A 14360-nucleotide genomic window follows, 5' to 3' on the forward strand; every position below is an offset into this window, starting at 1 on the left:
GATGAGCCAAGCACTCTCCCCCGCCAAGACCCCCAAGATCGGGTTCGTCAGCCTCGGCTGCCCCAAGAACCTCACCGACTCCGAACTCCTCCTCACGCAACTCAGCGCCGAGGGCTACGAAACCTCCAAGACCTTCGAGGGCGCAGACCTCGTCATCGTCAACACCTGCGGCTTCATCGATGAAGCCGTGAAGGAAAGCCTGGACACCATTGGCGAGGCCTTGGCAGAGAACGGCAAGGTGATCGTTACCGGCTGCCTGGGCGCGCGCGCCGGCGAGACGGGCGGCAACCTCGTGAAAGAGGTGCACCCCAGCGTGCTGGCCGTGACCGGGCCGCATGCGGCGCAGGAAGTGATGGAGGTCGTGCACACCCACTGCCCCAAGCCGCACGATCCCTTCCTTGACCTGGTGCCGGGCAGCTTCGGCGAGGCGGGCATCAAGCTCACGCCGCGCCACTATGCCTACCTGAAGATCAGCGAGGGCTGCAACCACCGCTGCACCTTCTGCATCATCCCCTCGATGCGCGGCGACCTGGTGTCCCGCCCGGTGGGCGATGTGCTCAAGGAAGCCAAGGCGCTGTTCGAGGGCGGGGTGAAGGAACTGCTGGTCATCAGCCAGGACACCTCGGCCTATGGCGTGGACGTGAAGTACCGCACGGGCTTCTGGGACGGCAAGCCCGTCAAGACGCGCACGCTGGAGCTGGTGCAGACGCTGGGCGAGATGGCCGCCACCTACGGCGCGTGGGTGCGCCTGCACTATGTCTACCCCTACCCGAGCGTGGACGACATCATTCCGCTGATGGCGCAGGGCTTGGTGCTGCCGTACCTGGATGTGCCCTTCCAGCACAGCCACCCCGACGTGCTCAAGCGCATGAAGCGCCCCGCCAGCGGCGAGAAGAATCTGGAGCGCATCCTGCGCTGGCGCGAGGCCTGCCCGGAGATCGTGATCCGCAGCACCTTCATCGCGGGCTTCCCCGGCGAGACGGAAGAAGAGTTCCAGCACCTGCTGGACTTCGTGCGCGAGGCGCAGATCGACCGTGCGGGCTGCTTTGCCTACAGCGACGTGGAGGGCGCCGCTGCCAACGAGCTGCCGGGCATGCTGCCCATGGAACTGCGCGAGGAGCGCCGTGCGCGCTTCATGGCGGTGGCGGAGGAAGTCTCCACCGCCAAGCTGCAGCGCCGCGTGGGCCAGACCATGCAGGTGCTGGTGGACCAGGCCGTGGGCCTGGGCAAGAAGGGCGGCGTGGGCCGCAGCTACGCCGATGCGCCCGAGATCGACGGCGTGGTGCACCTGCTGCCGCCCGAGAAATTCAGCAAGACCTACAAGGTGGGCGACTTCGTGAAGGCGCGCATCGTGGGAACGCAGGGGCATGACCTGGTGGGCGTGCCGGTGTAATCAACGGCGGCCATACAGCGCCCACAAAAAAGGGAACGTGCGAACCACGTTCCCTTTTTTTTCCGGGCGCCCCGCCAGCGGGGCGCGGAGTTCCGTCAGACGCCGACGGCCAGCAGCTCCACGTCGAACTTCAGCGTGGCGTTGGGCGGGATCACGCCGCCGGCGCCGCGTGCGCCGTAGCCCAGGGCTGCCGGGATGATCAGTGTGCGCTGGCCGCCGATCTGCATGCCTTGCACGCCCTCGTCCCAGCCCTTGATGACCATGCCCGCGCCCAGGGGAAACTCGAACGGGTCGTTGCGGTCGCGGCTGGAATCGAACTTGGCGCCTTGCTGGCCGTCGTTGTAGAGCCAGCCGGTGTAGTGCACGCGCACCGACTGGCCGCGCGTGGCCTGCGCGCCGGTGCCGACGACGGTGTCTTCATACTGCAGGCCGGAGGCGGTGGTGGTGAATGCCATGGTGAACGGTTCCTTGATTTGATTCAAAAAAGATAGCTGTTAGCGCTTATCCAATAAGCGCTAGGGGCCAAAAAGACCAAAACCCGCACACGGCGGGCTGGTGGGGGCCTAAGGGCTTGCGGGGCGCTTTACTTCTTCACGCGCGCGGCGGACCAGCGGGTGGCAAAAGCCTGCACATCGGACAGGCGCTTGAGCAGATCCTGGCCTACGGGGGTGACGGTGTAGCCGTCGCTGCCGTGGTCCAGCAGCCCGCACTCGCGCAGTTCCTTGATGCGGGTGTTGAGCGTGTTGGGCGTGATGCCGCCGACGCTGTCTTGCAGCAGGCGGAACGTCTGCGGATGGCCGTCGCGCAGGGCCCACAGCACGCGCAGCGCATAACGGCATTCGAGTTTCTCGAACAGCTGGTTGACGGCGGCGTTTTCCTTGGAGCTCATGAACGCTTCTCCTTGCGCATAGGGTGGTGGGGCGCCGCGCCGCGCAGGGGCGGAGCGGCGGTGGTTGCAAAAAAACGATAGCAATATAGCCTGGAAATGTACCTGCTACAAGTTTAGTAGCTCGTTGCGTCCGGCTGACATGTGCAAACCCTGAAAAATGGGGTAGCCATGCGGCTCACTCCGGGGCCCTGCGCACGAGGTGCTCCACCAGCAGCCGGGCGGCGGGTGACAGGCCCTCCTCGCTGCGAAAGCAGATGGCAAAGCGCCGCCGTGCCCAGCCGTCGGCCAGCGGAATCACCCGCACGCCGGTGGCGGCGGCAAACGGTTCGGCCACCTCGCGCGGAATCACGCTGATCGCCAGGTTGGCGCGCACCACGCGCAGCGCGGCGTCAAAGTTGGACACCTGCACGCGGTGTGCCAGCATCTTGCCCTCCACGGCCGCGGCGCGCGCCAGCAGCACCTGCACGGCGCTCAGCGCCGGCATGCTGACGAACTCATGCCCCAGCACGTCGGCAAAGCGCACGCGCGCCGACTGGGCCACGGGGTGATCGGGGTGCGCGACGATGGCCAGATGGTCGTGGCGGTAACTGCGGGTCTGCAGCCCCTGCAGGTCCGCCGCGTCCCAGCAGATGCCCACGGTGGCGCTGCCCTCGCGGATGCCGCGCACGACCTCGGGGCTCACGCGCTCCTCCATGCTCACCTGGATGGCGCGGTGCGCGGGGTCCTGCAGGAACGCTGCTACGTCGTCGGCCAGCGACTCGGCCATGACCGAGGCGGTGACCAGCATGCGCACCTGTCCGCGGATGCCGGTGTTGAACGCGGCCATGTCCCGCTCGATGCGCCCCACGCTGGCCAGCATCTCGCGCGCATGCTCCAGCAGCGCCTCACCCGCCGGGGTGGGCGCCACGCCATGCCGGCGGCGCACCAGCAGGCGCGCGCCCACGGTGTCTTCCAGTTGCGCCAGCCGCTTGCTGACGGCCGAGCCCACGATGGCCTCCTGCTGCGCGGCCCGCGCAATGTTGCGGTGCTCGCACACCGCGACGAACAGCTTGAGCGAGAGCAGGTCGGGCAGACGCATGAGAATTTCCGTTCGGGAACGCTTGGGGTTCCTAAATTGAGGTTTCGTAGTGTGCTGGAATTTTTAAAATCCACAACGGCACTGACGCACATCAACCCTCCAGGCAATTCCATGGCTTCGCTACCCACCCTCTGCGACCCGCGCCCCGGCCACGCCACCGTGCGCGAGGTGGGCCTGCGCGATGGCCTGCAGAGCATCGCCACCACGCTGCCGACAGCACACAAGATCGCCTGGCTGGACGCCGCCTATGCCTCCGGCCAGCGCGAGATCGAGGTGGGCTCCTTCGTGCCCGCGCGCCTGCTGCCGCAACTGGCCGACACCGCCGAGGTGCTCGCGCATGCGCTCACGCTGCCGGGGTTGGTGGCCTCGGTGCTGGTGCCCAACCTCAAGGGGGCCGAGCGCGCCATCGACGCGGGTGCGCACTGGATGATCGTGCCGCTGTCGGCCAGCCATGCGCACAGCCTCGCCAACCTGCGCAAGACGCCCGACGAGGTGGTGGCGGAGGTGGCCCGCATCCGCGCCACCCGCGATGCGGCGGGCAGCGCGTCGCGCATCGAGGGCGGCGTGGGCACGGCCTTCGGCTGCACGCTCCAGGGCGACGTGGCCGAGGACGAGGTGCTGCGCCTGCTGCAGGCGCTGCTGGATGCGGGCGCCGACCGCGTGAGCCTGGCCGACACCGTGGGCTATGCCGATCCGGCCGGCGTGCAGCGCCTCTTCGAGAAGGCGCGCGCGCTGGTGGGCGACCGCCTGGCCGCCGCGCATTTCCACGACACGCGCGGCATGGGGCTGGCCAACTGCTACGCGGCCTGGCAGGCGGGCATCACGCGCTTCGACGCCTGCCTGGCCGGCATTGGCGGCTGCCCGCATGCGCCCGGCGCCAGCGGCAACGTGACCACCGAAGACCTGGCTTTCATGCTGGAGCGCATGGGGCTGTTCACGGGGCTCGACGTGGCCGCGCTGCTCGCACTGCGCCAGCGCGTGCAGGGCTGGCTCGTGGGCGAGACACTGCATGGCACGCTGTGGCAGGCCGGTCTGCCGCGCCACACGGGCGCTTCTGTTTCCACCCTGGCGCAGCCTGCCTGAGCGGGCGCGCCTGTTTTGCCTCTTCTCTTTTTTGAACGCCATGGATTCCAACGCTTCCTCTTCGCCCCGGCTGCCCCTGGAGGGCCTGCGCGTGGTGGAGTTCACCCACATGGTCATGGGCCCCACCTGCGGCATGGTGCTGGCCGACCTGGGCGCCGAGGTCATCAAGGTCGAGCCCGTGGATGGCGACCGCACACGCCACCTGCTGGGCGCGGGCGCGGGCTTCTTTCCCATGTTCAACCGCAACAAGAAGAGCATCGCCATCGACCTGCGCAGCCCCGCGGGGCTGGAGGTGGCCATCCGCCTGGCCTCGTCGGCCGACGTGGTGGCGCAGAACTTCAAGCCCGGCGTAATGGCCAAGTACGGCCTGGGCTACGCGGCCCTGTCGCGCCTGAACGAGCGCCTGGTGTATGTGAATCACACGGGTTTCCTGCCCGGCCCTTACGAGCACCGCACGGCGCTGGACGAGGTGGTGCAGATGATGGGGGGGCTGGCTTACATGACCGGCCGCCCGGGCGACCCGCTGCGCGCCGGCAGCAGCGTGAACGACATCATGGGCGGCATGTTCGGCGCCATCGGCGCCATGGCGGCGCTCATGCAGCGCCAGCAGACCGGGCGCGGCCAGGAAGTGGATTCGGCGCTGTTCGAGAACAACGTGTTCCTCGTGGGCCAGCACATGATGCAGTACGCCGTCACCGGCCAGCCCGCCGCGCCCATGCCCGACCGCATCTCGTCCTGGGCGGTGTACGACGTGTTCAGCGTCAAGGACGGCGGCCAGATCTTCCTGGCCGCGGTGAGCGACGCGCAGTGGCAGACCTTCTGCGACGCCATGGGCTATGCCGACCTCAAGGCCGACCCGCGCTATGCCACCAACAACGACCGCGTGCGCGCGCGGCCCACGCTGTTGCCCGAGCTGCGCCAGCGCCTGGCCGCCCACACGGCCGATGCACTGGCGGCGGTCTTCGAGCGCCATGGCCTGCCGTTCGCACCCATCCTGCGGCCCGAGCAATTGTTTGACGACCCGCACCTCAACGCCACGGGCGGCCTGGCCGAGATCACCCTGCCCGACGGCGAGCGCGCGGGCGGCACCGCGCGCACCACGCTCATGCCGCTGCGCCTGGACGGCCAGCGCATGGGCGTGCGCCTGGACCCGCCGCGGCTCGGCCAGCACACGCAGGACCTGCTGGCAGGCCTGGGCTACACGGCCGACCAGGTGGCCGCGCTGCGCGCGTGCGCGGCCGTGGCCTGAGGGGGAGCAACCGGGCCACGGCCTTGTGCATGCGTGGCCGGCCAATCCCTGAGTCCGCGCTTTCTGAGACCCCTATAAAAACCACCGGAGACACCCATGCCCCTTGATGCATTCCCCGCACCCCGCCGCCTCACGCGCCGCCAGGCGCTGGCCTGGAGTGCTGCCCTCTGTGCGCCCGCGCTGGCGCATGCGCAGGGCCCCGGTGCGGCCGACCGGCCGCTGCGCGTGATCCTGCCGCTGTCGGCCGGCTCGGGCGCGGACGGTGCCATCCGCGCCATTCAGGCCAGCCTGTCCAAGGCGCTGGGCCAGCCGGTGGTGATCGAGAACCTGCCCGGCGCGGGCGGCATCACGGGCACCACGCAGCTCGTGCGCGCGCCCAAGGACGGCTCGGTGATCGGCGTGGTGTCCAACAACCACGTGGTGAACCCGCATGTGTACCCATCGGCGCCGTTCGATGCCATCGAGGACATCACGCCCATCACCGTGATCGGCGCCACGCCCTTCGTGCTCGTCGCCCATCCCTCGGTGCAGGCCCGGAACGCGCGCGAACTCATCGCGCTCGCCAAGGCCAGGCCCGGCGTGCTCAACTACGGCTCGTCGGGCAACGGCACCATCCTGCACCTGGGCGCCGCCATGTTCGTGGACCAGACGCAGCTGGACATCAAGCACATCCCCTACCGCGGCATGGGCCCGCTGATGAATGACATCCTGGGCGGGCAGGTGCAGCTGGGCGTGGTGGCCGTGGCGCCGGCGGCCGCGCACATCAAGTCCGGCAGCCTGCGCGCGCTGGGCGTGACCACGGCCGCCCGCGTCCCCTCGCTGCCCGGCGTGCCCACCCTCGCCGAACAGGGCCTGCCGCGCTATGAACTGGAGGGCTGGATCGCCGCCGTGGCGCCTGCCGGCGTGCCCCCGGCGGACGTGGCGCGGCTGTACCACGGCTTCAAGGCCGCGCTGGCCATGCCCGAGGCGCGCGACGCGCTGGTGGCGCAGGGTTATGAGATCAAGCTCACGCCGCCCGATGTTTCGGCCGCGTTCTTTCGCAGCGAACTGGCGCGCATGGGGCAGGTGGTGAAGAGCGCCAGCGTGAAGATGGACTGACTTCGCTATCGTTCAAGGAGCTGTCAGCGCTTGCTGGTTAAGCGCTACAGCCACCTGCGCACCCTGGATCGATAGGCGGTGAAATCCGGCCCGAACTTCTGCGCCAGCACCCGCTCTTCCGGAATGATCTGAAAGCGTGTGATGTAGGCCACGAACGCCGCCACGCCCAGCAGCGCCAGCGGCGCACCCAGGTACACCGTCCATGCGAGCAGCAGGAGGGCGAGGCCCACGTACATCGGGTTGCGCGTGACGCGGTACACGCCGCCCACCACCAGCGCCGAGGCACCGCCCGGCCGCAGCGGGTTGACGGTGGTGCGCGCGCGCCGAAACGCGTGCAGGCCGGCCACGTCGAACGCCAGGCCCACCAGCGCGAGCAGGACGGCCGCCGCGGTGCGCGGCGCGCTGTCCGTCACGCCGCCGCTGGCCTGCGCGGTGAACCACATCGCCACGCCGGCAAGGGCGGCGACGAGCGGCGGAGGGATCTTGTGTTCAAGCCAGTGCATGGGTGTGGGCCAGCGGGCGCCCGGCGGCGGAAAAGGGGAAGGGTGCACGCGCAGCCAGTGTAGGCCGGTCCCGAGGCGGCGCCCAGCCCGCGGTGCGGCGCGTCTGCGTTGTGGCGATTTAGGGTGTTTTTGGCCTCCAGCGCTTGCCTATCAAGCGCTGGCAGCTATGTTTTTTGATGGCCCTGGGGGCCATGCACGCCACTGGCCTCGGCCATGCGTACCAGCACCAGCAGCGCGCGGTTGACCGGCGTGGCGACACCCAGCGCGGCGCCGCGCTGCACCACGTAGCCATTCAGGTGGCCGATCTCGGTGGGGCGGCCCCGTGCCAGGTCCTGCGCGGTGGAGGACCGTTGGCCCGCCATGCTCTGCGCGATGCTGCGCACGGCCGCGTGGATGTCTGCGGGAAGGTGCACTCCGTCCGCCTGCGCCACGGCCAGGCATTCGGCCACGACGTCGGCGATCACATCGGTCGCGCCGTCCTGCTGCACCACCCAGCCGTAGGGCTGCTGCACGATGGCCGACAGCGCGTTGTAGGCGCAGTTGATGACCAGCTTGGCCCACAGGGCGCTGCGCACGTTGTCCGACACCTCGGCGGGGATGCCCGCGTCGCACAGCTCCCGCGCCACGCGCGCGCTGGCGGGCGACGGGCCGATCACCAGCTCACCCCGCCCGAAGTGACGCACGTGCCCAGGCCCGGCCATGGCTGTGGCCACATACACCACGGCGGCCGCCACGGGGTGCGCCGCGCCCAGCACGGCGCGGGCGCGCTCGTCGTTGTCCACGCCGTTTTGCAGCGTGAGCACCAGCGCGCCCGGTGCCAGGTAGGGCTGCATCTGGCGCGCCGCTGCTTCGGTGTCGGTGGACTTCACGCACAGCAGCACCACGTCGGCGCCACGCACGGCGCTGGCATCGGTACTGGCCTCCAGTGGCACATGGGTGTCCTGCGTGGCGGTTTGCAGTCGCAGGCCGTGGGCCTGGATCGCCTGCACGTGGTCCGGGCGGCCGATGAGCGTGACCGCGTGGCCCGCACGCGCCAGCAGGGCGCCAAAGTAGCAGCCCACCGCGCCTGCGCCCATCACGGCGAAGCGCAGGCGGCCTGTGTGCGAAGGGGTGTTCAGAGGCATGGCGGGGAGCTTTCAGGAAGGACGGGACGGCCATTGTCCACCGATCGGGCGTTCCATGTTTTGCTATCAAAAATATAGCTGCTGGCGCTTGCTGTATAAGCGTGAAAAGCCGATTTGGCTTGAAACCCTGACGCGCAATAAAAAACGCCCCGGCCGAGCGGCGGGGGCGTTGGCTGCGCGAGGTGTGCGCGGAAGATGCGTGGCTTACAGCGAGTCGATGAAGCTGCGCAGCTTGTCCGAGCGGCTCGGGTGCTTGAGCTTGCGCAGCGCCTTGGCCTCGATCTGGCGGATGCGTTCGCGCGTCACGTCGAACTGCTTGCCCACTTCTTCCAGCGTGTGGTCGGTGGACATTTCGATGCCGAAGCGCATGCGCAGTACCTTGGCTTCGCGCGGGGTCAGGCCGTCGAGGATGTCCTTCACCACGTCGCGCAGGCCGGCCTGCATGGCGGCGTCCACGGGTGCGGTGTTGTTGCTGTCCTCGATGAAGTCGCCCAGGTGGCTGTCGTCGTCGTCGCCGATGGGGGTTTCCATCGAGATCGGCTCCTTGGCGATCTTCATGATCTTGCGGATCTTGTCCTCGGGGATCTCCATCTTCGCGGCCAGGATGGACGCATCGGGCTCGAAGCCGAACTCCTGCAGGTGCTGGCGGCTGATGCGGTTCATCTTGTTGATGGTCTCGATCATGTGCACCGGGATGCGGATGGTTCGAGCTTGATCCGCGATGGATCGTGTGATCGCCTGGCGGATCCACCACGTGGCGTAGGTCGAGAACTTGTAGCCGCGGCGGTATTCGAACTTGTCCACCGCCTTCATCAGGCCGATGTTGCCTTCCTGGATCAGATCCAGGAACTGCAGGCCGCGGTTGGTGTACTTCTTGGCGATCGAGATCACCAGGCGCAGGTTGGCCTCGATCATCTCCTTCTTGGCGTCGCGCGAGCTGGCTTCACCCGCGTTCATGCGCTTGTTGATCTCCTTGAGCTCGGACAGCGGCACCACCACACGCGACTGCAGGTCGATCAGCTTTTGCTGCAGCTCCTGGATCGGCGGGATGTTGCGCTGCATCACGGCGCTCCAGGGCTTGCCGGCGGCGGCCTGCTTCTCGACCCACTGCAGGTTCAGCAGGTTGGCCGGGAAGTCCTTGATGAAGGTCTCCTGGGGCATACCGCACTTGTCCACGATGATGCGGCGCAGCTCGCGCTCCATCTTGCGCACGTCGTCCACCTGGGCGCGCACCATGTCGCACAGCTTCTCGATGGTCTTGGCCGTGAAACGGATGGTCATCAGCTCTGCCGAGATCTCGTGCTGCACCTTCATGTACGCGGGACCGCCGTAGCCGTCCTTGTCGTAGATCTTGTGCATCTTCTCGAACAGCGCGCGCAGCGTGTCGAAGCGGCGCAGGGCCTCGTTCTTGAGCTCTTCCAGCTTCTTGGTCAGCGCCTTGGAGCCGCCCTTGCCGTCGTCGTCGTCTTCCTCGTCGAACTCGTCGAAATCTTCCTCGGCCACGTAGTCGTCGGCCTCGTTGGGATTGGAGAAGCCGTCCACCACGGTGGAGATGACGACCTTGCCCTCGCGGATTTCCTCACCCATGTTGAGGATCTCGGCGATGGTGGCGGGCGAGGCGCTGATGGCCTCCATCATGTCCATCAGGCCGCCCTCGATGCGCTTGGCGATCTCGATCTCGCCCTCGCGCGTGAGCAGTTCCACCGTGCCCATCTCGCGCATGTACATGCGCACGGGGTCGGTGGTGCGGCCGAACTCGCTGTCCACGGTGGACAGGGCCGCCTCGGCCTCTTCCTCGGCCTCTTCCACGGTGGTGGCCGTGGGCGCCACGTTGTTCTGGAACAGGGTCTCGGCGTCGGGCGTCTGCTCGTACACCGCCACGCCCATGTCGCCCAGCATGGCGACCACGACTTCCATGGTCTCGGCGTCCACCAGCTTGTCGGGCAGGTGGTCGGAGATTTCCACCTGCGTGAGGTAGCCGCGCGTCTTGCCCAGCGTGATCAGCTTCTTGAGCTGCGAGCGCCGCTTGGCCATGTCCTCTTCGGACAGCACGGTCTCGTCCAGGCCGAACTCCTTCATCAAGGCGCGTTCCTTGGCCTTGCTGATCTTCATGCGCAGGGGCTTGGCCTTCTCGACCGGGGCGGCTTCGGCGGCCTCAACCACCTCGGCTTCGGGCTCGCCTTCGAGGTCGGACTCGATGTCGGACAGGTCGGCATCGTCCTCCAGGCCTTCTTCCTTGGCCTTGGGCTTGCGGCCGCGCTTGGCAGCAGCGGTGGTGCCGGCGGCCTTGGCGGGGCGGCCGGGCTTCTTCTTGGGCGCCTCTTCGGCGACTTCGGGCTCGGCAGCAGCCGCCTTGGCGCGCGCGGGCTTCTTCTTCAACAGTTCATCAGCGGCTTTTTTCAGCTCGGCAGCAGTTTTCGGCGTGGACACAGTCTTGACTTTCGGCGCAGCCTTGGGCGCGGCGGCAGCGGCCTTGACAGGGGCGGCTTTCGCGGGCGCCTTAGCGGCGGCTTTCACAGTGGTTGCGGCTTTGGAAGCGGCCTTCGCGGGGGTGCCAGAGGCAGACTTGGGCGACTTCGCGGACTTTTGAACGGGCATGGACAACCTCAGGGTCAAAAACGGACACACAAAGAAAACACAAGCGCCAAGGAACCCGGCGCGGGCAGGCACGGCGAAGGCAGGGGCCTTCGCGGTTCGAGGGGCAAATCCTCAGGGGCAAGATGTCTGGGCGAACATTTGGTGTGCAGTCCTTGCGGTGGGGGAAGGCGGTGGTGCGCGTTTGTCACGGTTGCCTGGTCCGGAGGTGCTGCTGTCGCTCTTGCCGACAAACCGTACATTATACCGGCGCAGCAAAATTCAAGGGGCTTTGTCAAGCCCCCGAGGTCATTTTGTAAGCCCCTCTTCCAGCGCGCGGCGGCGCTCCTGCAATTGCCGGTAGCGCTCGATGGCCGCCGGGTCCTGCGAGGCCGCGGCGATCAGGGCGTTCTGCTGCAGCTTGATGGCTTCGATGAGCATGCGGTTGAGCAAGCCACGCAGTTCGGCGCGCAACTCGGTCTCGTCCCCCTCGGTCTGGGCGTGGGAGCCAGTCATCACCCGCTCGGCCAGAGCCTGGCAGTCATGGCCTGCCAAGGCCTCGCGCAGCACCGCCCAGGACTGGGGTCCGTGCTCGTGCAATTGCCCTTCCAGCCAGACGAACAGCGCGCCGTGCGGCGCGGGCTGGTCGCACAGCAGCGTGTGATCTTCGTGCGACAGCTCTTCGAGGAATTCCATGTGCGACAGCAGCAGGCGCGCGGCATGGTCGGCGCGCCCCGTGAGGGGGCGGCGCGGCAGCGGCGGCTGTGGGGGGCGCTGCTCTTCGCGGCGCCAGCGCCCGCCCTTCCATTCGCCGCCCTTGCGCCAGCGGCGTGCGGGCTCGCCACCGGCGGGGCTGCCGTATTCCATGCCCGGCGGTTCCTGCCCCCAGGGCGGCTCGTCGCCGAAGGGGGCGCCGTCGTGCGCGGGCGGGTGCGCGGCGGAGCCGGAGCGCGGGCTCTCCTGCGCCCAGAGCTGGGCCAGATCCGGCGCGGGCAACTGGCCCAGTTCGCCCAGCTCGGCCAGCATCTGGCGCTTGAGGGCGCCGTCGGGCAGCTGGCTCCAGAGCGGGCGGGCGTTGGCCAGCATGTGGGCGCGGCCCTCGGCCGTGCCGAGATCGCAGCCCTCCCGCGCGGATTCGAGCAGGAAGCGCGACAGCGGCATGGCGTCGCCCACGTGGCGCGCGAACGCCTCGGGGCCGTGGGCGCGGATGAAGCTGTCGGGGTCGTGCTCGGGCGGCAGGAACAGGAACTTGATGCTGCGTGTGTCGCTCGCGTAGGGCAGGGCGCCGTCGAGCGCTTTGCGCGCCGCGCGGCGGCCGGCCGCGTCGCCGTCGAAGCTGAAGACCACCACGTCGGTGAAGCGGAACAGCTTGTGCACGTGGTCGGGCGTGCAGGCCGTGCCCAGCGTGGCCACGGCATTGGGAAAGCCCAGTTGCGCCAGCGCCACCACGTCCATGTAGCCTTCGGTGACCAGGGCGTAGCCGTGTTCGCGGATGGCGTTGCGCGCCTCGTACAGGCCGTAGAGCTCGCGGCCCTTGTGGAACACCGGGGTTTCGGGGGAGTTGAGGTACTTGGGCTTGTCGTCGCCCAGCACGCGCCCGCCAAAGCCGATGCACTCGCCCTTGACGTTGCGAATGGGGAACATCACGCGGTCGCGGAAGCGGTCGTAGCGCTTGCCGTCTTCCTCGTTCACGATCACCAGGCCGCTTTCCTCCAGCAGCGGGCTGTCGTACTCGGGGAACACGCTGGCCAGGCCCCGCCAGCCCTCCGGCGCGTAGCCCAGGCCGTAGCGCTTGGCCACCTGGCCTGATACGCCACGGCCCTTGAAATACTGGACGGCGCGCGGCGACTCGCGCAGGTGGCGTCGCCAGGCGTCGCCGGCCTTCTCCAGCACGTCGGTCAGCGTGGCCTGCTTCTGGCGCTGGGCGGCGGCGCGTTCGCGGTCCTGGGGCGAGGTGTTCTCGTCGTCGGGCACCTGCATACCGATCTGCTGGGCCAGGTCCTGCACGGCCTCGCGAAAGCCCATGCCCGCGTGGTCCATGAGAAACCCGATCGCATTGCCGTTCTTGCCACAGCCAAAGCAGTGGAAGAACTGCTTGGACGGGCTGACGCTGAATGAGGGCGATTTTTCCCCGTGGAAGGGGCACAGGCCCATGAAGTTGGCGCCGCTCTTCTTGAGCTGCACATAGCGGCCGACCACATCGACGACGTCAACGCGCGCAAGCAACTCCTGGATGAACGACTGGGGGATGGACACCGGGGTATTTTCCATCAGCCCGCCGTCAGCTGGCTTTGCTCTAACAGGCCGTTGAAAAAGTGCTTTTCGAACGCATCAGGGACGCTGAGTGCGAAGACACGAGCTGCCCAGACGCGTCTGCGCAGCGATTGCAACGGCCCATCTGGCCGGTTTGCAGGCCCTCCCGCCCATTTCGGGCGCACGTATCCCTGGGCTCACGCATGATGCGCGTCCCACCAGCCGCCGATGCTGCCCATTCGCACAAGGTTGTAGGTGGCAAAGCACAGCAGCGCCTGGCCCGTGAGCTTGGCCTGACCGATCAGCTTGGTCTTTGCCAGACCACCGACGGTCTTGATCCAGCCAAAGGCCTCTTCGATGCGCTTGCGCACCTTCAGGCTGGTCTTGTAGCCCTCGTGCCGTGTCACTCGCGCATCCACCGCCGAGTGTTTGTCCTTGGCCGCCACGTGGGGCGTGACTTTGAGCTTTCTGCAGCCTTTGATGAAGGCCTTGCTGTCGTAGCCCTTGTCGGCACCGACCGTGGCCCGTTTGTTCCTGTTGCCCCGACGCTCCAACATGGCCAGCGCCGCCTCGCGCTCGGCCGTGCCGCTGGCGTGGGTGATCTCGACATCCACGATCAGCCCGTTGCGGTTCTCCATGAGGATGTGCCCCATGTGGCACAGGCGGGATTTGTCGCCCTGGCTCTTCTTGAACAGCCGGGCATCGGCGTCCGTGGTGCTCTCGTGGGTGTCGTTGCAGCGCTCCTGCCCCTTGAAGTCCACCTCGGGGTTGCGCCCAGGCGGCGTGCCGCTGTCGTCGTCTTTGCGCTTGAAGCTCTTGTGCGAGGCCCAGGCGTCAATGAGCGTGCCGTCCACGCTGAAGTGCTCGTCGCTGGCGAGCTTGCCCCACTGGGCACTGAGCTTGACGCGCTCGAAGAAGGCGCGGGCGAGGTCTTCGTTGAACAGACGTTCGCGGTTGGCGCTGAAAGTGGAGTGGTCCCAGACCTTGTCTTCGATGTTCAGGCCCACGAACCAGCGGTACAGCAGGTTGTAGTTGATCGCTTCGACCAACTGGCGCTCGCTGCGGATGGAGAACAGGATCTGCAGCAGCAAGGCCTTGAGCAGCATCTCCGGTGGC

Annotated in this window: 12 protein-coding genes; 4 read left to right on the top strand and 8 right to left on the bottom strand. The window is 67.8% G+C overall.

The genetic code is table 11. The features are described from left to right. The first annotated feature begins 1 nt into the window (after position 1). Entirely contained in the window at positions 2-1393 is a 1392-nt protein-coding gene (rimO, locus tag BV908_RS05900) for a 30S ribosomal protein S12 methylthiotransferase RimO (protein ID WP_015913872.1), read from the top strand. A 95-nt stretch (positions 1394-1488) separates the two neighbouring features. Here rimO and BV908_RS05905 read toward each other — a convergent pair whose 3' ends face one another. The 3 genes from BV908_RS05905 to BV908_RS05915 all read right to left on the bottom strand — a co-directional run bounded on the left by BV908_RS05905 (position 1489) and on the right by BV908_RS05915 (position 3360). Next, on the bottom strand, positions 1489-1848 hold the full coding sequence (locus BV908_RS05905) for an FKBP-type peptidyl-prolyl cis-trans isomerase (RefSeq protein ID WP_011806270.1): 360 nt from the start codon (positions 1846-1848) through the stop codon (positions 1489-1491). 128 nt (positions 1849-1976) lie between these two features. Continuing rightward, a complete protein-coding gene (locus BV908_RS05910) occupies positions 1977-2282 on the bottom strand; it encodes a winged helix-turn-helix transcriptional regulator (RefSeq protein WP_011806269.1) in 306 nt (101 codons plus the stop codon). A gap of 175 nt (positions 2283-2457) precedes the next feature. Continuing rightward, complete coding sequence (locus BV908_RS05915) at positions 2458-3360, bottom strand: LysR family transcriptional regulator (protein WP_103737499.1); 903 nt, start codon at positions 3358-3360, stop codon at positions 2458-2460. Between the two features lie 111 nt (positions 3361-3471). On the opposite strand from BV908_RS05915, the gene BV908_RS05920 reads away from it, so the two are divergent. The 3 genes from BV908_RS05920 (at position 3472) to BV908_RS05930 (ending at position 6790) form a co-directional block, all read left to right on the top strand. Next, positions 3472-4443, top strand: a complete 972-nt coding sequence (locus tag BV908_RS05920; protein WP_103737500.1) for a hydroxymethylglutaryl-CoA lyase — start codon at positions 3472-3474, stop codon at positions 4441-4443. 40 nt (positions 4444-4483) lie between these two features. Continuing rightward, the gene (locus BV908_RS05925) at positions 4484-5692 is read left to right on the top strand and encodes a CaiB/BaiF CoA-transferase family protein (protein WP_103737501.1); all 1209 of its coding nucleotides are present in this window, start codon (positions 4484-4486) and stop codon (positions 5690-5692) included. Between the two features lie 96 nt (positions 5693-5788). Then, positions 5789-6790 carry a tripartite tricarboxylate transporter substrate-binding protein gene (locus BV908_RS05930; RefSeq protein ID WP_103737502.1) on the top strand — a complete coding sequence of 334 codons (1002 nt, stop codon included), beginning with the start codon at positions 5789-5791 and terminating at the stop codon, positions 6788-6790. Between the two features lie 44 nt (positions 6791-6834). On the opposite strand, the gene BV908_RS05935 is transcribed toward BV908_RS05930, so the two are convergent. From BV908_RS05935 to BV908_RS05960, 5 genes are all read right to left on the bottom strand, one after another. Further along, entirely contained in the window at positions 6835-7293 is a 459-nt protein-coding gene (locus tag BV908_RS05935) for an isoprenylcysteine carboxylmethyltransferase family protein (RefSeq protein ID WP_103737503.1), read from the bottom strand. Between the two features lie 164 nt (positions 7294-7457). Beyond that, entirely contained in the window at positions 7458-8417 is a 960-nt protein-coding gene (locus tag BV908_RS05940) for a ketopantoate reductase family protein (protein ID WP_103737504.1), read from the bottom strand. 204 nt (positions 8418-8621) lie between these two features. Further along, the gene (gene rpoD / locus BV908_RS05945; RefSeq protein WP_103737505.1) at positions 8622-11015 is read right to left on the bottom strand and encodes an RNA polymerase sigma factor RpoD; all 2394 of its coding nucleotides are present in this window, start codon (positions 11013-11015) and stop codon (positions 8622-8624) included. A gap of 285 nt (positions 11016-11300) precedes the next feature. Continuing rightward, the gene (dnaG, locus tag BV908_RS05950) at positions 11301-13262 is read right to left on the bottom strand and encodes a DNA primase (RefSeq protein WP_246867451.1); all 1962 of its coding nucleotides are present in this window, start codon (positions 13260-13262) and stop codon (positions 11301-11303) included. Between the two features lie 179 nt (positions 13263-13441). Next, on the bottom strand, positions 13442-14360 hold a 919-nt coding region (locus BV908_RS05960), incomplete at its 5' end, for an IS5-like element ISDisp1 family transposase (protein WP_103737516.1).

This window comes from Diaphorobacter sp. LR2014-1 (genome assembly GCF_002916785.1).
In the GTDB taxonomy this organism is placed as follows: Bacteria; Pseudomonadota; Gammaproteobacteria; order Burkholderiales; family Burkholderiaceae_C; genus Diaphorobacter; species Diaphorobacter nitroreducens.